This window comes from Escherichia sp. KTE52 (genome assembly GCF_000408325.1).
Lineage (GTDB): Bacteria > Pseudomonadota > Gammaproteobacteria > Enterobacterales > Enterobacteriaceae > Escherichia > Escherichia marmotae.
Map to the genome: position 1 here is coordinate 375,163 of NZ_KE138677.1, position 19,026 is coordinate 394,188.

Sequence of the window (19,026 nt, forward strand, 5' to 3'; positions counted from 1 at the left end):
AGAGTCTAATGCCCGGCATAACAAATAATAAAAACCTGCATCTTATTCCATTCGGATATAACGTTTAGCTCACCAATTGCCATTGTCTTTTTTCCATGGCTGGATTACTAATCACTGACAACAGAAGCTCTTTCACTGCCTGCGCCTGTGGCGATAAATTCGATCTGGCGGGTAAATTTAATGACAATGAGAGACTCATTGAAGGTGTGGTAATACGTGACATCCAACCGTTAACAGCGTCACATAACGAACGCGCGGCCGATTCCGGCAATACTGCAACGCCCATACCGCTGGCAATCGCGGCGGTAAGTGTGGCGATAGACTCAATTTCACCGATAACTTTAGCTGTGAGTCGCCGTAGGGAAAAAGCCTCATCGACACGAAGTCTTACTGCACTGTAATCGCCGGGAAGGAAGAGGTTCATTTGCGCTATAGCATTAACATCAACGCTTTGCCCAGGACAATCCTGAGTACCGACAAGAAACAGATCTTCTTTTAACAAGGCCTGGCTGGATACGCCTGACACAGGGGAATGCTCGTAAATCACCGCCATATCAAGCTGACGATTAATAAGTTTATCGTTAAGAACAGCACCACTATTTTCATGTAGATAGATAACCACCTCTGGAAATTCGGCGCGAACCGCCTGTAATAAGGGCATGGTGATAGATGACGCGGCGATCCCAGGCGCAAAGCCAATCGAAACTTGACCCGATAATGTCTGTCCTACGTTATGTACCGCCAGTTGGGCCTGTTCACACTGACGTAAAATTGCCCGCGCATGGGTGTAGAGAATTTTTCCGGCGTCTGTCGGTGTAACGCCTCGTTTTGTGCGAATCAAAAGTTGTTGATTCAGCTCTCCTTCCAGCGTAGCAACCTGCTGACTGAGCGCAGGCTGTGCTATATGCAATACTTCAGCAGCCTGGGTCAGGCTACCAATGTCTACAATTTTTACGAAGTATTTCAGGCGTCTAAAGTTCATGGTGCCTCCGGTTTTTTAAAAGTCAGCCCAAGTGCCGACATTACTACAACCAGATTGCAAGATACTTGCCAGTTTCATTTTTCCGCTGGTACTAAAGCTAATAGCCTGTCAAATAAGAGATTATGATTGTTTTGCCCTTGCTCTTTTTTACAGAGCAAATGTCCCATGCCCCATGAAAGGGTGATATGCACCACGATGGAACATGATTAAAAAGATTGAAAGTTCATCGCTTTGTTGAAATTGGCAGCAAACGAACAAAAAAATGCATTTCCCCCTTTGACATCCCCTGGCCTCGCCATTAATATTCGCCCCGTTCTCACGATTCCTCTGTAGTTCAGTCGGTAGAACGGCGGACTGTTAATCCGTATGTCACTGGTTCGAGTCCAGTCAGAGGAGCCAAATTTCTGAAAAGCCCGCTTTTAACGCGGGCTTTTTGCTATTCACTCGGCAGTTATTTTAAAACCTCTGCCTTGCGCCAGGATTAATTTGCACAGGCATTCCCGAGCGACGTTGCAACGCAGCATTTGCACGGTTTACATCAACTTCTTGCCCGTTGATAAACGCCCGCAAAGAAGGCGTTACCGGCAATGGCACTTTTCTGTCAGACTCATATTCTGCTCGATTGCGCGACAGCGGTTCATGAACTTCCAGCCACTTTGAACCATCCGGTTCCGTTGTGTATTTCACAGGCTGATCAATAATTTGCACACGCGTGCCTACCGGAACATTATCAAACAGATACTTGATATCGTCATTACGCAGACGAATACAGCCCTGACTCACCCGTAGGCCAATACCAAAATTGGCATTAGTACCGTGGATGGCATATAACCTGCCGATATAAATAGCGTACAACCCCATAGGATTATCGGGTCCGGCAGGGACAAACGCGGGCAGACTCTCCCCACGTTTCGCATATTCGCGGCGAGTGTTGGGAGTTGGCGTCCAGGTTGGCGCTTCTTGTTTTCGTTCAACGGCAGTCACCCAGTTACGCGGGGTTTCACGCCCGGCCTGACCGATCCCGATAGGAAAAACTTCTACAGTATTACTGTCTGGCGGATAGTAATAAAGACGCATCTCAGCAACGTTAACGACTATCCCTTTACGTATAGTGTCGGGCAAAATCAGTTGCTGCGGAATGGTGAGTTGCGAGCCAGACTTCGGCAAGAAAACGTCAACGCCTGGATTCGCTTCCAACATATTACTCAGCCCTTGCCCGTACTGCGCAGCAAAAGTTTCAAGCGGCTGGATATTGCGATCGGGAACCGTAACCGTAAGAGACTGCCCCACTAAACGGCTACCCTCTGGAGGTAGTGGATAAGTTACCGCCAGACTATGATGGCTGGCAAAAAGCAGAACAAATGAACAAAGAATATTTACACGACGCATCATATCCCTTTCCTAAGTCGCGAAAGTTATCCAATAAGTATAGCTTTTGTCAGGCTTTCCGTTTTTAGCTGTTCAATCCAGAAGTTGTATTTCCGGGTAGAACAATATTACTGGCAGCAAGTTCGCCCATGCTGCTGTATATCGCACAAGCTGCTTCAACGATGGGCATCGCCAGTGCCGTGCCACTCCCCTCACCTAAGCGCATTTCCATATTGAGATAAGGCTCCATTCCCAAATGCGCCAGCGCAATACGCGCCCCTTTTTCTGCCGATAAGTGAGAAGGAATAAGATAAGGTTTGATAGCGGGTGACATCTGGCAGGCCGCAAGCGCGGCGGCATAAGATAGAAATCCATCCAGCAATACAGGTAAACCACAGGAGGCGGCACCTAACATCACGCCAGCCATTCCGACCAAATCAAACCCACCGACTTTTGCCAGTACATCAACACCATCCAGTGGATTCGGTTGATTCAACGTAATTGCCCGACGGACAACATTCACTTTATTAGCCAGTTTATCTGTTGGCAGGTTTGCACCAATACCCACCACAACTTCAGGATCATGTCCCGTCATAGCGCTAACTATCGCCGCTGCCGGAGTCGTGTTTGCCATCCCCAGTTCGCCCACACCAAACAGCGTTACGCCATTTTTCGCCAGTTCACGCGTATAACGGATGGTTTCCAGAAGCAACTCTTCAGCCTGGCAGCGGCTCATTGCCGGGCCTGAGGCGATGTTGCCACTACCTCGGGCGACACGCATGTTGATAAGTCCGGGGATTGGCTCTGCAGTATCTATCCCCACATCAATCACATGAACTTTAGCACCCGCTTGTGCTGCCAGCACACACACGCCTGTTGTTCCGCGTGTCATATTTTCAGCCTGAATGGCTGTCACCGCTTTCGGGGAAATAGCGACCCCCTCATCCCAGACGCCGTGATCGGCACACATGACCAGTACTGCTTTTTTGCCCACATGAGGTGTGCCATTCAGCCCCGGCATTCCCGCCAGTTGTATGGCAAGAGACTCCAGTCTTCCCAGACTACCGACGGGTTTTAGTAACCCGTCAATATACCGTTGTACGCGCGACATAGCGGCAGAATCGATAGCAGGGATTGTATTCAGTAAATCGACGAGTGTTTGCATGTCACTTCTCCTGGGTTATCTGTCTTACAGCAGCGCCAGCAGGAAAACCAGCTCACCAAGTTCAATGGCCGCTCCCAGCGTATCGCCGGTCTGCCCACCCAGAGTACGTTTGAGAAGCTGACCGAGGATGAAAATCACCACCATCGTCACCACCATAGCAGCAACACCGTGCATACCTGGCAATAATACGGCTGCAAAAATAACGGCTAAACCGAGGGTGACACAGGTTTGTCGTCCATCGATTTTACCAATAAACACATTGCCAAGCCCTTCTTCCCTGGCATAACGATGACGATACATTAATAACGCAGCGGCTCCGCGGCTGACCGCACACGCTGCTGCCAGAGATGCAAGGATCGGCTCACCACGTAATGCCAGCTCGCTTAACACCAGAATCTTTGCCAGCACAACAAAAATCAGTGCCAGACCGCCGTGGGTTCCTAAACGACTATCACGCATGATTTCCAACATGCGATCGCGGCTACGAGCAGAAAATACGCCATCACAGGTATCTGCAAGCCCATCCAGGTGGAATCCTCCGGTCATCAGCGCCAGAACCAGCACACTAAACAATGCCGCCAGCGGCACACCACACCATGCCTGCAACACCATGAAGACCAGTCCGCTAATAGCACCAAGTAATAAACCAATTAAAGGAAAAGTAATAATACCGCGAGAATAATGCTCAAAATCCAGCCCCTGGGACCAACGATGCGGTACAGGCAGACGCGTAATAAAAGAGAGCATCGCCCAAAATAATTTACTCATTTGATTTTTACTCCAATACCCGAAACCACCAGCCATACTTCATCTGCCGCAGCGGCCAGTTGCTGATTCACTCGCCCGGCAATATCACGAAAATGTCGCGCCAGGCGATTCTCCGGCACAATCCCCATTCCCACTTCATTGGTGACTACTACGACTTTTGCAGGGCAACATAGACAGGCGGCAATCAACGACTGAATCTCGTCATTAATCGCCAGCTCCAGCGCCATATAGTCCCATTCGTCAGGGTCTTTATCGCCGCCATATTCAAACAACAGATTAGTCACCATTGTCGTAATGCATTCCAGCAACACGGCGTGTTGCGGATTAATGTCCGCATTAATTAACTCATCAAGCTGTTGCCAGCGTTCCACTGTACGCCAGTGCACCGGGCGGCCTTGTCGATGATGCTCAATTCGTGCCGCCATCTCATCGTCAAGGATTTGCGAAGTGGCGATATACAGAACCTGTGGAGAATTCCCAATAAGCGCCTCAGCGTGCCGGCTTTTCCCGCTCCGTGCTCCACCCGTCACTAAAATCATCATACGGACTCCTGATTCAATTGTATGATGGTATTCATTGACCAGAACAATGGATACACCACCGTGCTGACCGTAATAACACTCCCTCGATTAATACTGCGCGTAATAAAAATAAAAATCCAGTATTCTCAATTCATTACGAATGAGGACGGCATTGTGAGATAGTCTGATTTCCCTGTGAAAACGCCCGACAAAATGCGTCATTAGCAACAGATTCTCTCCATCGACACGTCTCATTCAGATAATTGATTAATGCTACTGCTCCACCGGTCGGACCGGCCAACAAACGGGCATTGTGCTCTGCAATTAAGATTACCGTCGCACCATCAGGATGAGAAAAGCTTTCTGGTATGGATGCCCCGTTTTCAGCAATCAATAACAGCACTGAATAATCGCTATATGCATCTGACAACGATTGTACTGGTCCTCCGTTAAAAGGCAGAAAACCTTGCTGCCAGTCCTCACCAACAAAACAGGTCATTGGCAACATTTCAGCCAGATGTTTAGCCAATTCAATATCGCCAGTGGAGAGGCAAAAAAGTGCTATCGATTCGGGTTTCATCGTTTTCATACCCTCCGTCCTCCGCTTGGTTTCCTGCAATGACGGTCAGGTTGATATACCATAAAAAAAGATTGCTGCGCCTTGAGTGCAGCCCTGATGCCTGTCGGCACTACGATGAATAAACTAAATGATGCCGCCATCCCCTGATCCTTTCAGGGTGGTAGGGGTATAAAGACGCGTCAGTGCTCAAGCAGACGCTTCCGGGCAACCCACTTCCCACCGAAGTTGTTGGTATTGACTGGCAGGCTGGTCTTCTGGCTTAGCGTCATCCTCCCCCACCCTTCCCAATCTCGCGATCAGTGGTATTTTCGGGGTTGTCAGCATTACAGCAGCGGGGGCTGCGAGGGATTTACACCCACTTCCCAGGCACAAATGTGCCAAACCTGTCAGCGTATGTTATGAGCTGATTTCACTTTTCCCATAACACGTAAATAACGTTAATTATTACTGTCGGAATCTATTTAGTCATCCCTCATTTTTACATTCAATTTATGCTGTTTCCGCTGCTGTATTTTCGCTAATTTGCTGACGATATACCTGCGGTGTTACCTGATACGTCTGACGAAAAACTTTGCAAAAATAACTGGTTTGCGAAAAGCCTAAATTACGCGCAATGCTGGCGATGCTCCAGTCACTATGGCACAGCAACTCGCGGGCGCTGGCCATCCGTTGTTGGTTTACCCACGCATTAAAACCAATCCCATGATATTTCTTGAACAATTTACTGAAGTAATAAGGGCTGAGATAAACATGAGAGGCAACATCTTCCAGGCGCAAATCGTCTGATAAATGCGCATCAATATAGCGTAATGCTTTTTTCATTTTGTTATCGTGGGGATTAGGCGTGCGAGTCTGACGTAGCGGATCCGAATAAGGTTTATTCTCTTTAATAACAACAAAATTGAGTTGTTTTTTGAGGCAGTTTTCCACAATTAACTTCAACAGATCAGCAGAAGCCATAACTCGCGAGTAATCCATCTCCGGGACTTTGCGAAATTCATTAAGTAACTCGGGATCTGCCTGCCAACAATCATCGACATTCAGAATATCGACTAAATCGACATCATCATTACGCAGGCGGACTTGTCCACACAATACAAAACCGACTAAATGCCCGGCAATCACCAGAGGGATAGAAAAATCGGTTAATCCTGCATGGCAACGATAAATACAAGGTTGATCGGATTTAGAGGCTTCCAGCCCCCCACAACGATCGCTCATGCGGCAGCGTGTGCTAAGCTGAGGATGTCGCCGCATCATCTGACAAAATGAGGTGAAGTTAAACAGCTCGGAAATTTCATCACCGTGGATATTAACCACGACAACCGCAAGGCTGGTCGCCTGCGCAAAATCCTGCGCGATTTTATTAATGAGTTCTGAATTAAGTGTCGCCGCAGAAATCATGATAAAACCTCCCAGTTAATTTATTGTTATAGTAAAACAATTGTTTTACATTTAATCTTCACATCATCCCTAATGATTTACTGACGAGAAGCACAAAGGACAATAACAAAAGCCTCCGTGAGGCGGGAGACTTTTTAATAAGTTCTGAAAGCAGATCACAAACAGTAAAAAAATAAACGTTTATAACCGCTATGTTATTTCACTATTCGATGATGTCTTTAGGCGTAACACTATTGACAGGTAAGTTTTTTGCAATGAGAAAACGATAAATTGCTGCGCCAACACATGCCCCAATGATCGGAGCAATAATGGGGACGATGAAATAAGGAATATTACGCCCACCGGTCATCGCTATTTCCCCCCAACCAGCAAGCCAGGTGAAAATTTTTGGCCCGAAATCACGCGCTGGATTCATGGCAAAACCGGTTAATGGTCCAGTAGATGCACCAATAACAGCAACCAGAATGCCAATAAGTAAAGGAGCAAGAGGTCCTTTTGGTACGCCATTGCCGTCATCGGTTAACGCCATAATCAACCCCATCAACATGGACGTAATGACCACTTCAACCAACGCCGCCTGCCATACATTTAACGCGGCAGCCGGATAAGTGCTAAAGATACTGGCGAGTTGCAAACTTTCAGCGCTACCACGAACTATATTGTGAGTGGATTCAAAATCGGTAAACAAGCTGTTGTATAAAAAATACGCCAGAACGGCTCCACCAAAGGCCCCCGCCAATTGTGCCACACAATATGGCAACACTTTACGGGCAGGAAAAGCAGCAAACAACCACAGAGCAATGGTAACCGCCGGGTTCAGATGGGCGCCAGAAATGCCTGCCGTAAGGTAAACAGCAAGTGAAATACCTAACCCCCAAATGATACAAATTTCCCACAGACCCAGACTTGCCCCGGCAAGTTTTAGGGCGCATAAACAACCAATGCCAAAAAAGAGGAACAGTCCGGTGCCCAAAAACTCAGCAACGCATTGCGCCTTGAGTGAATCATTCATAGTGACACCTTCTTTACGGAGTTTGTTTCTTTATCAGTTAATCGTGCACTGATTGTCGTGTATATCGAGCGCAACTATAAAAATTGCGCCGGGGAAAATATTGCCAACATGCATGACCGGCACGCTGAAAAATCGTGTTGATATAGCAAATTATTGTCATTCAAAAAGTATTCAACTTAGATACAATCGCTATTGAGCTCGCCAACTCTGCCAGATTTCCACAATAAAAAATTGCCATCCTTATATAATAAAACTTAAACAAATATCACAATTCACTTCCGCAAAGCCCAACCCGACAAAGCATTAGTGCAAATTAAATCTACCGACCAATGCAATTAATTCACATTAAAAAAACCAGAAAACGACCAGTAAATTAATAACATATAGATAATTAAGGCAATTTTATAATATTTACCCTCTATTAATTTTGCTCATCGGATGATTAAGTCAGCCATTCTTTTTTCTCGCTTTTTTTTATAGTCATATCGTCAAAAAATCCAGGCGAGGTCTTTATGCAACAAGAAGCGTTAGGAATGGTTGAAACCAAAGGCTTAACTGCCGCCATAGAGGCCGCAGATGCCATGGTTAAATCGGCAAATGTATTGCTGGTTGGCTACGAAAAAATAGGTTCCGGGCTGGTGACCGTCATCGTTCGTGGTGATGTCGGGGCGGTAAAAGCGGCAACAGACGCAGGTGCCGCCGCCGCACGTAACGTCGGTGAAGTGAAAGCCGTACACGTAATTCCCCGCCCACATACTGATGTCGAAAAAATCTTACCAAAGGGAATTAACCCATGAGCAGCAATGAACTGGTCGAACAGATCATGGCGCAGGTCATCGCTCGCGTAGCGACGCCAGAGCATGAGGTTCTCCCGAAAACCACTCATCAAACACGAGAGACGGCTATGGCAGAAAAAAGCTGCACGTTAACGGAATTTGTTGGCACCGCTATTGGCGACACTGTAGGTCTGGTCATTGCGAATGTTGATAGCGCCCTATTGGACGCGATGAAACTCGAAAAACGCTATCGCTCCATTGGCATTCTGGGCGCGCGTATTGGTGCGGGGCCACACATTATGGCCGCGGATGAAGCAGTAAAAGCCACGAACACTGAAGTTATTAGCATTGAACTTCCTCGCGATACCAAAGGTGGTGCCGGACACGGCTCATTAATCCTCTTAGGTGGCAACGATGTTTCCGACGTGAAACGCGGTATTGAAGTTGCGCTGAAAGAACTCGACCGAACCTTTGGCGACGTCTACGCCAATGAAGCCGGACATCTTGAACTGCAATATACCGCCCGCGCCAGCTATGCACTGGAAAAAGCGTTTGGCGCACCACTGGGCCGCGCTTGTGGCGTCATTGTCGGCGCTCCGGCTGCTGTTGGTGTTCTGATGGCCGATACTGCGCTGAAATCCGCCAATGTGGATGTCGTGGCATACAGCTCCCCAGCTCATGGCACCAGCTTCAGTAATGAAGTCATTCTGATTATCTCGGGTGACTCCGGCGCTGTCCGACAGGCGGTCATCTCCGCTCGCGAAATCGGTAAAACCGTGCTTTCGACTCTCGGTGATACACCGAAAAACGATCGCCCTTCCTATATCTGAATTCCATGAGGCAGATTCATGAGATCGAAAAGATTTGAAGCACTGGAAAAACGCCCGGTTAACCAGGATGGTTTCGTTAAAGAGTGGATTGAAGAAGGCTTCATTGCGATGGAAAGCCCGAACGACCCGAAACCATCAATAAAAATTGTTAACGGCATCGTCACCGAGCTGGATGGAAAACCCGCCAGCCAGTTTGACTTGATCGACCACTTTATCGCCCGCTACGGTATCAATCTCGCGCGTGCCGAAGAAGTCATCGCGATGAGCTCGGTCAAACTTGCCAATATGTTGTGCGATCCAAATGTCAAACGTAGCGATATTGTTCCCCTGACCACAGCAATGACGCCCGCCAAAATCGTCGAAGTTGTTTCACAAATGAACGTGGTAGAAATGATGATGGCGATGCAGAAAATGCGCGCCCGTCGCACACCATCGCAACAGGCTCACGTCACCAACGTCAAAGATAACCCGGTGCAAATTGCTGCCGACGCGGCCGAGGGAGCATGGCGCGGGTTTGACGAACAGGAAACCACCGTTGCCGTTGCTCGTTATGCACCTTTCAATGCTATCGCCCTGTTGGTAGGTTCGCAGGTGGGACGCCCTGGCGTCTTAACCCAGTGTTCACTGGAAGAAGCCACTGAACTGAAACTCGGTATGTTAGGCCACACCTGCTACGCCGAAACGATTTCTGTCTACGGTACGGAACCCGTTTTCACCGACGGCGACGATACACCGTGGTCAAAAGGGTTTCTCGCATCATCTTATGCTTCTCGCGGCTTAAAAATGCGTTTTACTTCCGGCTCCGGTTCTGAAGTGCAGATGGGCTATGCGGAAGGAAAATCAATGCTTTATCTTGAGGCACGTTGCATTTACATCACCAAAGCCGCGGGTGTTCAGGGTCTGCAAAACGGTTCCGTAAGCTGCATCGGCGTGCCATCGGCTGTGCCGTCAGGCATCCGTGCAGTACTGGCGGAAAACTTAATTTGCTCATCGTTGGATCTGGAATGCGCCTCCAGTAATGACCAGACCTTTACCCACTCAGATATGCGCCGTACCGCACGTTTCCTGATGCAGTTTCTGCCGGGCACCGACTTTATCTCTTCCGGTTTTTCCGCAGTACCGAACTACGACAACATGTTTGCCGGCTCAAACGAAGATGCCGAAGACTTCGATGATTATAACGTCCTTCAACGTGACCTGAAGGTTGATGGCGGCCTGCGACCGGTGCGCGAAGAGGATGTTATCGCCATCCGCCATAAAGCCGCACGCGCTTTACAGGCTGTCTTTGCAGGTATGGGATTACCGCCCATTACCGATGAAGAAGTCGAAGCAGCGACCTATGCCCACGGTTCGAAAGATATGCCAGAGCGCAACATCGTAGAAGACATAAAGTTTGCCCAGGAAATTATCAATAAAAACCGTAACAGTCTGGAAGTGGTGAAAGCCCTGGCGCAAGGCGGTTTTACCGATGTCGCGCAGGACATGCTCAACATGCAAAAAGCGAAACTGACCGGCGATTATCTCCATACCTCAGCCATTATCGTCGATGACGGACAAGTACTCTCTGCGGTCAATGACGTCAATGATTACGCCGGACCGGCTACGGGTTATCGCCTGCAAGGGGAACGCTGGGAAGAGATCAAAAATATTCCCGGTGCACTTGATCCCAACGAAATTGACTAAGGGTGAGAAATGGAAATTAACGAGAAATTACTTCGTCAGATCATCGAAGACGTGCTGGCAGAAATGCAAACCAGCGACAAGTCCGTTTCATTTCGCGCACCTGTCGCCGCAACTGCCACTTCCGCGCCGGATGGCGGAAAATTTTTGACCGAAATTGGTGAAGCCCAACAAGGTGTTCAGCAAGATGAAGTCATTATTGCTGTAGGCCCGGCTTTTGGCCTGGCGCAGACCGTCAATATTATCGGCATTCCGCATAAAAACATTTTGCGCGAAGTGATTGCCGGTATCGAAGAAGAAGGCATTAAAGCCCGAGTGATTCGCTGCTTTAAATCGTCTGATGTCGCATTCGTAGCGGTCGAAGGCGATCGTCTTAGTGGTTCAGGCATTGCTATTGGTATCCAGTCGAAAGGCACCACAGTTATCCACCAGCAAGGGCTTCCTCCCCTGTCTAACCTGGAGCTGTTCCCACAAGCGCCATTGTTGACGCTGGAAACCTATCGCCAGATTGGCAAAAACGCCGCGCGTTATGCGAAGCGTGAGTCTCCACAACCCGTTCCGACCCTCAACGATCAGATGGCGCGGCCGAAATACCAGGCCAAATCTGCCATTTTGCATATCAAAGAGACCAGGTACGTGGTCACTGGCAAAAAGCCGCAAGAACTGCGCGTGACGTTTTAACAAAGGAAACCTTCATGAATACCGATGCAATTGAGTCGATGGTCAGGGACGTGTTGAACCGTATGAATAGTCTACAGGATGCAACTCCTGTTTCTGCGGCCCCCCACTCATCAACACTGAGCGCTAAAGTGACTGATTACCCGCTGGCAAATAAACACCCAGAATGGGTCAAAACGGCAACCAATAAAACGCTCGACGATTTCACTCTGGAAAATGTACTCAGCGATAAAGTTACCGCCCAGGATATGCGCATAACCCCTGAAACATTGCGTATTCAGGCCGAGATTGCCAGAGATGCTGGTCGTGATCGCCTGGCGGTGAATTTTGAACGTGCTGCCGAACTTACCTCAGTGCCGGATGATCGCATCCTTGAAATCTACAATGCGTTGCGCCCTTATCGTTCGACTAAGCAAGAACTCATTGCCATTGCCGACGATCTTGAACAGCGTTATCAAGCCCAAATTTGCGCTGCATTTGTCCGTGAAGCCGCAGAACTCTATGTCGAGCGTAAAAAACTGAAAGGCGACGATTAAGGACGAACTATGCGCTATATAGCAGGCATTGATATCGGCAATTCATCGACAGAGGTTGCGCTGGCAACGCTCAGTGCGTCTGGAGAATTGTCGTTCGTGAGCAGCGCTCTGGCAGAAACCACCGGAATCAAAGGTACGTTGCGTAACGTACATGGTATTCAGGAGGCGCTCGCACAGGCAACGAAAAAAGTCGGTATCACTGTCAGCGATATTTCGCTTATTCGTATCAACGAAGCAACTCCGGTCATTGGGGATGTAGCGATGGAAACCATTACGGAAACCATCATCACCGAATCAACCATGATCGGCCACAACCCGAAAACGCCAGGCGGAGTAGGTCTGGGAGTGGGACTCACCATCACTCCGCAAGAGTTGTTAACACGCCCGGCGGAAGCACCATACATCCTGGTCGTGTCATCGGCATTTGATTTTGCCGATATCGCGACCATGATAAACGCCTCCGTGCGTGCCGGATATCAACTGACTGGCGTAATTCTGCAACGCGATGATGGCGTGCTGGTCAGTAACCGACTGGAAATCCCTTTACCCATTGTTGATGAAGTCCTCTATATCGAGCGTATTCCACTCGGTATGCTGGCCGCGATTGAAGTTGCCGTTCCCGGGAAAGTTATCGAAACCCTGTCTAACCCGTATGGGATTGCCACTGTTTTTGCCCTCAATGCTGAAGAGACTCAAAACATTGTTCCTGTGGCACGAGCGCTTATCGGCAACCGTTCAGCAGTAGTAGTGAAAACACCGTCTGGTGACGTTAAAGCTCGTTCGATACCCGCCGGAAACATTGAGCTGCTTTCTGCCGGGCGCACAATGCGGGTCGATGTTGCCGCAGGTGCCGACGCCATTATGAAAGCGGTCGGTGAGTGCCCAAAACTGGAGAACGTGACGGGCGAACCGGGCACCAACATCGGCGGAATGCTGGAACATGTTCGCCAGACCATGGCGGTGCTGACCAATAAACCCAGCCACGAAATTTTTATTCAGGATTTGCTGGCGATAGATACGTCTGTTCCGGTCAGCGTAACCGGTGGTCTGGCTGGAGAATTTTCACTGGAACAGGCAGTGGGTATCGCCTCAATGGTGAAATCAGACCGCCTGCAAATGGCGATGATCGCCAGTGAAATTAAGCAAAAACTGCATATTGATGTTCAGGTCGGAGGCGCAGAAGCAGAAGCCGCAATTCAGGGAGCATTAACTACCCCGGGGACAACGCGCCCTCTGGCAATTCTGGACTTAGGCGCCGGTTCTACCGATGCCTCCATCATCAATCAGAAAGGGGAAATGATTGCCACTCACCTTGCAGGAGCAGGCGACATGGTGACGATGATTATCGCCCGGGAACTGGGCTTAAATGATCGTTATCTGGCTGAAGAAATCAAAAAGCACCCGTTGGCAAAAGTAGAAAGCCTGTTCCATTTACGCCATGAAGACGGCAGCGTTCAGTTCTTCCCTACTCCGCTATCCCCTCATGTCTTTGCCCGCGTTTGTGTGGTGAAACCCGACGAGCTGGTGCCGATTCCCGGCGATTTAACACTGGAAAAAGTGCGTGCCGTTCGTCGCAGTGCGAAAGAGCGCGTCTTCGTAACAAACGCTCTGCGTGCGTTACGTCAGGTAAGCCCAGGTGGAAATATTCGCAACATTCCATTCGTCGTGCTGGTGGGCGGCTCTTCGCTGGATTTTGAAGTACCACAGTTAGTCACCGATGCGTTGGCGCATTATCGACTGGTCGCCGGGCGGGGGAATATCCGTGGCAACGAAGGACCGCGCAATGCGGTAGCTACCGGGCTACTTATCGCCTGGCGCAAGGAGTCGGCTTATGGAAAGTAAAGGACGAGCCCCCGCCATTGTCGTCATGGTAATCGGTGCTTACACCAACGCATGGGATGAGGTGCTTTTCGGTATTGAAGAAGAGGGGATCCCCTTTAGCATTCAACAAATCCCGTCAGGTGAGGTGATCGATAGCGCCTGGCAGGCCGCTCGTCAGTCCCCCCTGTTGGTTGGCATAGCCTGCGACCGGGAAAAACTAATTGTACATTACAAAAATTTACCGGCATCAGCACCGTTGTTTACGCTGATGTATCAACAAGATAACTATGCCCGGCGTAGTATCGGCAATAACGCCGCCCGCCTGGTCAAAGGCATTCCCTTCAGGGAATACCACCCATAATCCACAGGAGAAATGCTGTATGAATAACGCACTAGGACTGGTTGAAACAAAAGGGTTAGTTGGCGCAATTGAAGCCGCGGATGCCATGGTTAAATCCGCCAACGTGCAACTGGTTGGCTATGAAAAGATTGGTTCGGGTCTGATTACGGTGATGGTCCGCGGCGATGTCGGCGCAGTAAAAGCCGCCGTTGATGCGGGGAGCGCAGCAGCAAGCGCCGTTGGTGAAGTGAAATCCTGCCATGTCATTCCACGACCGCACAGCGATGTTGAGGCCATTTTACCTAAATCTGCATAACCCCATTCGCTAAGGAGCACAGCGTGAAGCAATCACTGGGATTACTTGAAGTCAGTGGTCTGGCACTCGCCATCAGTTGCGCGGACGCTATGGCTAAGGCCGCGTCCATCACGCTGGTTGGCCTTGAGAAGACCAATGGTTCGGGTTGGACTCTCATCAAAATTATCGGTGACGTCTCCTCGATTAATGCAGCGATCGCAACAGGCGTCAGTTTCGCCAGACAGCGAAATGGTCTTGTCGCGCACAAAGTGATTGCCCGACCTGGAGAAGGAATACTGCCCCGCACAACAGAAGCATTGGATGCGACAGTCGAAGCAAGCGAAACACCTGCAACAACAGTCGCCGCAGAAATTATCAGTTGTAATTTGTGTCTTGACCCGGCGTGCCAACGGCAAAAAGGTGAACCCCGTTCACTTTGCCTGCATTCCGATAAGCGAGGGGTGTAGTAATGGATAAACAAACCTTGCAGGAGGCTGTTAGCCTGGTCCTGGATGAGATGCGCGAGCGCCCTATCCCTCTGGGCGTCTCCAGTCGTCACATTCATCTTTCAACGGCGGATTATGTGCGCCTTTTTCCTGAACAACCGATCAGCGAGAAAAAGTCGTTATTACAACCTGGTCAGTTCGCTGCTGAACAGGTTGTTACGCTGGTGGGACCAAAAGGCAAATTACACAACGTTCGCTTGTTGGGGCCATTACGTAACTCAAGTCAGGTGGAGATTTCCCGGACTGACGCCAGAACGTTAGGGATCGCCGCTCCGCTACGCATGTCTGGCGATCTCAGCGACACACCGGGAATTCGTCTGATAAGCCCTTTTGCAGAGCTGGAAATCGCTTCTGGCGTTATTGTCGCGCAACGGCATATTCATATGTCTCCGCTTGATGCCCTGATTTATGGCGTTACACATGGTGATAAGGTGGCGGTCGCCATTGAAGGGGATGAGCGACGACTGATATTCGATAACGTTGCCGTTCGCGTCTCACCGGATATGCGTCTTGAAATGCATATTGATACCGACGAAGCCAACGCCGCAGGCGCTGATAATCCTGACGTTTTTGCTACGCTGGTGTCGGTGCCATGAATAACGTGCTGATGCAACACATTGTTGACGAAGTGATTTTTCGCCTGAAACAGCGTGCGGGAAAAACACTCGCGCTAACTGTTTCGCAACTGCGAGAAGCCAGCGTTCACGAGATAGTTCATCAGTATGCATCGTTACAAATTCAATATGTCGATCTGCCGTTGTTGCGACAACTCGCGGAAAACGAAACGTCAGATCGTGCAGCAAGCCACATTCACGAGGCGTTAGCCTGGGGAATGCACATTCAATTGTCGTTGCAGCATCATTTTCTGAACGCCATCAAATTAAAGTCACTCGCCCGTCTACCGTTAACCTGGTGCGACGAACAAGGGCAACCGGTCTACCTTCATCGTGGTCGACTTTTAAGTTATGTCGACATAGCGCAGTTATGCACGGGAATACTGGTGCTGCAACGGAAATGTTGTGTGACCGCTCTTGCGCGTGAAGCGGCAATTACCCGAAACATTCAGTTAATCAGGCAGGAGTAACCCATGCATCTGGCTCGAGTCACTGGCGCGGTGGTATCCACGCAAAAATCACCTTCTCTGGTCGGGAAAAAACTGCTGTTGGTTCGCCGGGTCAGCGCTGACGGTGAACTGCCTCTCACGCCATTAACCGGTGACGAAGTTGCCGTTGATTCAGTCGGTGCTGGCGTCGGTGAGTTGGTACTCCTCAGCAGCGGTTCCAGCGCCAGACATGTGTTTTCCGGACCTAACGAAGCCATCGACCTGGCAGTGGTTGGCATTGTCGATACGCTTTCGCGCTAAGGAGTTGAAAGATGGCGATTTATACCAGAACAGGCGATTCAGGAAATACGTCCCTATTTACCGGGCAACGTGTCAGCAAAACTCATCTACGTGTCGAAGCCTATGGCACGCTGGATGAACTGAACGCGACACTCAGTCTGTGTTATTGCGCCACCACCATCGAAAGTCATCGCATCTTACTGGAAGCCATTCAGCAACAGATATTCTGGTTTAGTGCCGAGCTCGCCAGTGAAAGCGAACAGCCATCAGCGCAGCAACGTTACATCAGTACGGAAGAAATCGCCGCGCTGGAAAAAGCGATCGACAGTGCAATGAACGCGGTTCCTCCAGTTCGCAGCTTCATTCTACCTGGTCGTTGTGAAGCCGCAAGCCGCATGCATTTCGCCCGCACAGTGGCTCGCAGGGCCGAAAGACGTCTGGTTGAACTGACAACGGAAGCCACCGTTCGCCATGTTTTACTGCACTACATCAACCGGCTTTCCGATTGCCTGTATGCCCTCGCCCGCGTGGAAGACAATGTTGCTCATCAGAACCTGATGATTCAGGAAATAACAAAACGTTATCACGAAGCTAACCACACTCCAGCATTGAAGGAACGCACGATGCCGCTCACTTTTCAGGATCTTCATCAGCTCATTCGTAGCGCGGCAATGCGCGCAGATGAACTGCATATTCCCGTAGTCATTAGCATCGTTGATGCCAACGGTACGGAAAGCGTTACCTGGCGGATGCCTGATGCGCTGCTGGTTAGCAGTGAACTGGCACCGAAAAAAGCCTGGACCGCCGTGGCGATGAAAACGGCAACACACAAGCTTGCTGACGCCGTGCAACCCGGAGCGCCGCTTTACGGACTCGAAAGCCATATGCAAGGCAAAGTTGTCACTTTTGGTGGCGGTTTCCCCCTCTGGCGTGACGGAATATTGCTTGGAGGGCTTGGTATCAGCGGCGGTAGCGTTGAACAAGACATGGATATTGCACAAACCGCAATGGCAGCAATTAACGCAGGAGCAAACCTATGAATACCACTGAATTAGAAACGATTATCCGCAATATCCTGCGCGAACAAATGATGCCCACTGCGTCACAAACGCAAAGAAATGGTATTTTCCAGGCTGTCGATGACGCCGTCTGCGCTGCACACCAGGCCTTTTTGCGCTTTCAACAGTGCCCACTTAAAACCCGCAGTGCCATTATCAACGCCATTCGCGAAGAGTTATCCCCCCGCCTTACCGAACTGGCAGAAGAGAGCGCTATCGAAACGGGGATGGGAAATAAAGAAGATAAGTATCTAAAAAACAAAGCGGCTCTCGATAACACACCTGGAATTGAAGACTTAACCACCACTGCGCTAACCGGTGATGGTGGCATGGTTTTATTTGAATACTCTCCGTTTGGGGTTATTGGCTCAGTCACGCCAAGTACCAATCCAACGGAAACCATCATTAACAACAGCATCAGCATGTTGGCTGCAGGCAATAGTGTCTATTTCAGTCCTCACCCGGGAGCCAAAAACGTATCGCTGAAACTGATCGCCATAATCGAAGACATCACGTTTCGCTGTAGTGGCATTCATAACCTTATCGTTACCGTGTCTGAACCAACCTTTGCCGCCACCGAACAGATGATGACGCACCCTAAAATCGTCGTTCTGGCAATTACTGGCGGTCCAGGTATCGTCGCGATGGGGATGAAAAGTGGCAAGAAAGTGATTGGTGCCGGTGCGGGTAACCCGCCCTGCATCGTCGATGAAACGGCGGATATTGTGAAAGCCGCCGAAGACATCATCAACGGCGCTTCATTCGATTACAACCTGCCGTGTATCGCTGAAAAAAGCCTGATAGTCGTTGAATCAGTAGCAGATTACCTAATCCAACAGATGCAAAGTTTTGGCGCTTTTCTTCTTAACCGGGAACAAACTGACCAATTGCGTGCTATTTGCCTTCCTGGCAATGTTGCCAACAAAAAGCTGGTGGGTAAAAGTCCTTCAGCCATGCTGGAAGCAGCGGGAATTCCTTTACCGCAGAAAGCCCCTCGATTACTAATTGCTATTGTCGACGCCGATGATAGCTGGGTTACCTGCGAACAACTGATGCCAATGTTGCCCATTGTAAAAGTTAATGATTTTGATAGCGCCCTCACCCTGGCGCTGAAAGTGGAAGACAGCTTGCACCACACGGCAATTATGCACTCGCAGAATGTCTCTCGGCTCAACCTTGCCGCGCGCGTTATGCAAACCTCCATCTTTGTCAAAAACGGCCCCTCCTGGGCAGGCATTGGCGTCGGCGGTGAAGGCTTTACGACCTTCACCATTGCTACACCGACCGGAGAGGGGACAACGTCAGCACGGACTTTTGCCCGCTCACGACGCTGCGTGTTGACCACTGGTTTTTCCATTCGCTAG

The 19,026-nt window shown here is 49.6% G+C and carries 22 protein-coding genes, 1 tRNA gene and 1 riboswitch; of the genes, 15 read left to right on the plus strand and 8 right to left on the minus strand.

Annotated elements, in window-relative coordinates; translation table 11 throughout:
• Positions 1-64 precede the first annotated feature (64 nt).
• Positions 65-982 (minus strand): nitrogen assimilation transcriptional regulator NAC, encoded by a 918-nt coding sequence (nac, locus tag A1SC_RS15235; protein ID WP_001011486.1) that lies wholly within the window; start codon positions 980-982, stop codon positions 65-67.
• Between the two features lie 323 nt (positions 983-1,305).
• On the opposite strand from nac, the gene A1SC_RS15230 reads away from it, so the two are divergent.
• Positions 1,306-1,381 (plus strand) — tRNA-Asn (locus A1SC_RS15230).
• Positions 1,382-1,438: 57 nt separating this feature from the next.
• On the opposite strand, the gene ldtA is transcribed toward A1SC_RS15230, so the two are convergent.
• The 7 genes from ldtA to pduF all read right to left on the minus strand — a co-directional run bounded on the left by ldtA (position 1,439) and on the right by pduF (position 7,800).
• Positions 1,439-2,374, minus strand: a complete 936-nt coding sequence (gene ldtA, locus A1SC_RS15225) for a L,D-transpeptidase (protein WP_000986354.1) — start codon at positions 2,372-2,374, stop codon at positions 1,439-1,441.
• A gap of 61 nt (positions 2,375-2,435) precedes the next feature.
• Complete coding sequence (cobT, locus tag A1SC_RS15220; RefSeq protein WP_016262090.1) at positions 2,436-3,515, minus strand: nicotinate-nucleotide--dimethylbenzimidazole phosphoribosyltransferase; 1,080 nt, start codon at positions 3,513-3,515, stop codon at positions 2,436-2,438.
• 24 nt (positions 3,516-3,539) lie between these two features.
• The gene (gene cobS / locus A1SC_RS15215) at positions 3,540-4,283 is read right to left on the minus strand and encodes an adenosylcobinamide-GDP ribazoletransferase (RefSeq protein ID WP_001516588.1); all 744 of its coding nucleotides are present in this window, start codon (positions 4,281-4,283) and stop codon (positions 3,540-3,542) included.
• Positions 4,280-4,825, minus strand: a complete 546-nt coding sequence (gene cobU / locus A1SC_RS15210; RefSeq protein WP_000973182.1) for a bifunctional adenosylcobinamide kinase/adenosylcobinamide-phosphate guanylyltransferase — start codon at positions 4,823-4,825, stop codon at positions 4,280-4,282. The genes cobS and cobU overlap by 4 nt, the downstream gene beginning before the upstream one ends.
• A 133-nt stretch (positions 4,826-4,958) precedes the next feature.
• A complete protein-coding gene (locus A1SC_RS15205) occupies positions 4,959-5,393 on the minus strand; it encodes a hypothetical protein (RefSeq protein ID WP_001516590.1) in 435 nt (144 codons plus the stop codon).
• A gap of 217 nt (positions 5,394-5,610) precedes the next feature.
• A riboswitch (cobalamin riboswitch) is annotated at positions 5,611-5,786 on the minus strand.
• Positions 5,787-5,873: 87 nt separating this feature from the next.
• Positions 5,874-6,788 carry a transcriptional regulator PocR gene (gene pocR, locus A1SC_RS15200; protein ID WP_000622053.1) on the minus strand — a complete coding sequence of 305 codons (915 nt, stop codon included), beginning with the start codon at positions 6,786-6,788 and terminating at the stop codon, positions 5,874-5,876.
• Positions 6,789-6,990: 202 nt separating this feature from the next.
• A complete protein-coding gene (gene pduF / locus A1SC_RS15195) occupies positions 6,991-7,800 on the minus strand; it encodes a propanediol diffusion facilitator PduF (protein WP_001516591.1) in 810 nt (269 codons plus the stop codon).
• Between the two features lie 512 nt (positions 7,801-8,312).
• Between pduF and pduA the strand changes: the two genes are divergently transcribed.
• The 14 genes from pduA to pduP are packed head-to-tail and all read left to right on the plus strand — an operon-like array spanning position 8,313 to position 19,026.
• Positions 8,313-8,597, plus strand: a complete 285-nt coding sequence (pduA, locus tag A1SC_RS15190) for a propanediol utilization microcompartment protein PduA (RefSeq protein ID WP_001183614.1) — start codon at positions 8,313-8,315, stop codon at positions 8,595-8,597.
• The gene (gene pduB / locus A1SC_RS15185) at positions 8,594-9,406 is read left to right on the plus strand and encodes a propanediol utilization microcompartment protein PduB (protein ID WP_000097486.1); all 813 of its coding nucleotides are present in this window, start codon (positions 8,594-8,596) and stop codon (positions 9,404-9,406) included. The genes pduA and pduB overlap by 4 nt, the downstream gene beginning before the upstream one ends.
• 18 nt (positions 9,407-9,424) lie before the next feature.
• Entirely contained in the window at positions 9,425-11,089 is a 1,665-nt protein-coding gene (gene pduC, locus A1SC_RS15180; RefSeq protein ID WP_016262091.1) for a propanediol dehydratase large subunit PduC, read from the plus strand.
• Positions 11,090-11,098: 9 nt separating this feature from the next.
• Positions 11,099-11,767 (plus strand): propanediol/glycerol family dehydratase medium subunit, encoded by a 669-nt coding sequence (locus tag A1SC_RS15175; protein ID WP_000405038.1) that lies wholly within the window; start codon positions 11,099-11,101, stop codon positions 11,765-11,767.
• A 14-nt stretch (positions 11,768-11,781) separates the two neighbouring features.
• Positions 11,782-12,300 carry a propanediol dehydratase small subunit PduE gene (pduE, locus tag A1SC_RS15170; RefSeq protein ID WP_016248858.1) on the plus strand — a complete coding sequence of 173 codons (519 nt, stop codon included), beginning with the start codon at positions 11,782-11,784 and terminating at the stop codon, positions 12,298-12,300.
• 9 nt (positions 12,301-12,309) lie between these two features.
• A complete protein-coding gene (locus A1SC_RS15165; RefSeq protein ID WP_016262092.1) occupies positions 12,310-14,142 on the plus strand; it encodes a diol dehydratase reactivase subunit alpha in 1,833 nt (610 codons plus the stop codon).
• Positions 14,132-14,482: a glycerol dehydratase reactivase beta/small subunit family protein gene (locus tag A1SC_RS15160; protein ID WP_000444065.1), complete on the plus strand. Its 351-nt coding sequence runs from the start codon at positions 14,132-14,134 to the stop codon at positions 14,480-14,482. Before A1SC_RS15165 ends, A1SC_RS15160 begins: the two co-directional genes overlap by 11 nt.
• Before the next feature lie 19 nt (positions 14,483-14,501).
• On the plus strand, positions 14,502-14,777 hold the full coding sequence (gene pduJ, locus A1SC_RS15155; protein ID WP_001057752.1) for a propanediol utilization microcompartment protein PduJ: 276 nt from the start codon (positions 14,502-14,504) through the stop codon (positions 14,775-14,777).
• Positions 14,778-14,800: 23 nt separating this feature from the next.
• A complete protein-coding gene (locus A1SC_RS15150) occupies positions 14,801-15,223 on the plus strand; it encodes a BMC domain-containing protein (RefSeq protein WP_016262093.1) in 423 nt (140 codons plus the stop codon).
• 2 nt (positions 15,224-15,225) lie between these two features.
• The gene (locus tag A1SC_RS15145) at positions 15,226-15,858 is read left to right on the plus strand and encodes a phosphate propanoyltransferase (RefSeq protein WP_000361033.1); all 633 of its coding nucleotides are present in this window, start codon (positions 15,226-15,228) and stop codon (positions 15,856-15,858) included.
• A complete protein-coding gene (pduM, locus tag A1SC_RS15140) occupies positions 15,855-16,346 on the plus strand; it encodes a microcompartment protein PduM (protein WP_016248860.1) in 492 nt (163 codons plus the stop codon). The genes A1SC_RS15145 and pduM overlap by 4 nt, the downstream gene beginning before the upstream one ends.
• Before the next feature lie 3 nt (positions 16,347-16,349).
• Entirely contained in the window at positions 16,350-16,625 is a 276-nt protein-coding gene (locus A1SC_RS15135) for a EutN/CcmL family microcompartment protein (protein WP_000549830.1), read from the plus strand.
• Between the two features lie 11 nt (positions 16,626-16,636).
• Complete coding sequence (gene pduO, locus A1SC_RS15130; protein ID WP_001516597.1) at positions 16,637-17,644, plus strand: two-domain cob(I)yrinic acid a,c-diamide adenosyltransferase PduO; 1,008 nt, start codon at positions 16,637-16,639, stop codon at positions 17,642-17,644.
• Positions 17,641-19,026, plus strand: a complete 1,386-nt coding sequence (gene pduP / locus A1SC_RS15125; RefSeq protein WP_016262094.1) for a CoA-acylating propionaldehyde dehydrogenase PduP — start codon at positions 17,641-17,643, stop codon at positions 19,024-19,026. The genes pduO and pduP overlap by 4 nt, the downstream gene beginning before the upstream one ends.

What these genes read in the sequence shown, in the direction of transcription:
- nac (WP_001011486.1), bottom strand. Translation starts at nt 982, where the DNA reads ATGAACTTTAGACGCCTGAAATACTTCGTAAAAATTGTAGACATTGGT.
- ldtA (WP_000986354.1), bottom strand. Translation starts at nt 2,374, where the DNA reads ATGATGCGTCGTGTAAATATTCTTTGTTCATTTGTTCTGCTTTTTGCC.
- cobT (WP_016262090.1), bottom strand. Translation starts at nt 3,515, where the DNA reads ATGCAAACACTCGTCGATTTACTGAATACAATCCCTGCTATCGATTCT.
- cobS (WP_001516588.1), bottom strand. Translation starts at nt 4,283, where the DNA reads ATGAGTAAATTATTTTGGGCGATGCTCTCTTTTATTACGCGTCTGCCT.
- cobU (WP_000973182.1), bottom strand. Translation starts at nt 4,825, where the DNA reads ATGATGATTTTAGTGACGGGTGGAGCACGGAGCGGGAAAAGCCGGCAC.
- A1SC_RS15205 (WP_001516590.1), bottom strand. Translation starts at nt 5,393, where the DNA reads ATGAAAACGATGAAACCCGAATCGATAGCACTTTTTTGCCTCTCCACT.
- pocR (WP_000622053.1), bottom strand. Translation starts at nt 6,788, where the DNA reads ATGATTTCTGCGGCGACACTTAATTCAGAACTCATTAATAAAATCGCG.
- pduF (WP_001516591.1), bottom strand. Translation starts at nt 7,800, where the DNA reads ATGAATGATTCACTCAAGGCGCAATGCGTTGCTGAGTTTTTGGGCACC.
- pduA (WP_001183614.1), top strand. Translation starts at nt 8,313, where the DNA reads ATGCAACAAGAAGCGTTAGGAATGGTTGAAACCAAAGGCTTAACTGCC.
- pduB (WP_000097486.1), top strand. Translation starts at nt 8,594, where the DNA reads ATGAGCAGCAATGAACTGGTCGAACAGATCATGGCGCAGGTCATCGCT.
- pduC (WP_016262091.1), top strand. Translation starts at nt 9,425, where the DNA reads ATGAGATCGAAAAGATTTGAAGCACTGGAAAAACGCCCGGTTAACCAG.
- A1SC_RS15175 (WP_000405038.1), top strand. Translation starts at nt 11,099, where the DNA reads ATGGAAATTAACGAGAAATTACTTCGTCAGATCATCGAAGACGTGCTG.
- pduE (WP_016248858.1), top strand. Translation starts at nt 11,782, where the DNA reads ATGAATACCGATGCAATTGAGTCGATGGTCAGGGACGTGTTGAACCGT.
- A1SC_RS15165 (WP_016262092.1), top strand. Translation starts at nt 12,310, where the DNA reads ATGCGCTATATAGCAGGCATTGATATCGGCAATTCATCGACAGAGGTT.
- A1SC_RS15160 (WP_000444065.1), top strand. Translation starts at nt 14,132, where the DNA reads ATGGAAAGTAAAGGACGAGCCCCCGCCATTGTCGTCATGGTAATCGGT.
- pduJ (WP_001057752.1), top strand. Translation starts at nt 14,502, where the DNA reads ATGAATAACGCACTAGGACTGGTTGAAACAAAAGGGTTAGTTGGCGCA.
- A1SC_RS15145 (WP_000361033.1), top strand. Translation starts at nt 15,226, where the DNA reads ATGGATAAACAAACCTTGCAGGAGGCTGTTAGCCTGGTCCTGGATGAG.
- pduM (WP_016248860.1), top strand. Translation starts at nt 15,855, where the DNA reads ATGAATAACGTGCTGATGCAACACATTGTTGACGAAGTGATTTTTCGC.
- A1SC_RS15135 (WP_000549830.1), top strand. Translation starts at nt 16,350, where the DNA reads ATGCATCTGGCTCGAGTCACTGGCGCGGTGGTATCCACGCAAAAATCA.
- pduO (WP_001516597.1), top strand. Translation starts at nt 16,637, where the DNA reads ATGGCGATTTATACCAGAACAGGCGATTCAGGAAATACGTCCCTATTT.
- pduP (WP_016262094.1), top strand. Translation starts at nt 17,641, where the DNA reads ATGAATACCACTGAATTAGAAACGATTATCCGCAATATCCTGCGCGAA.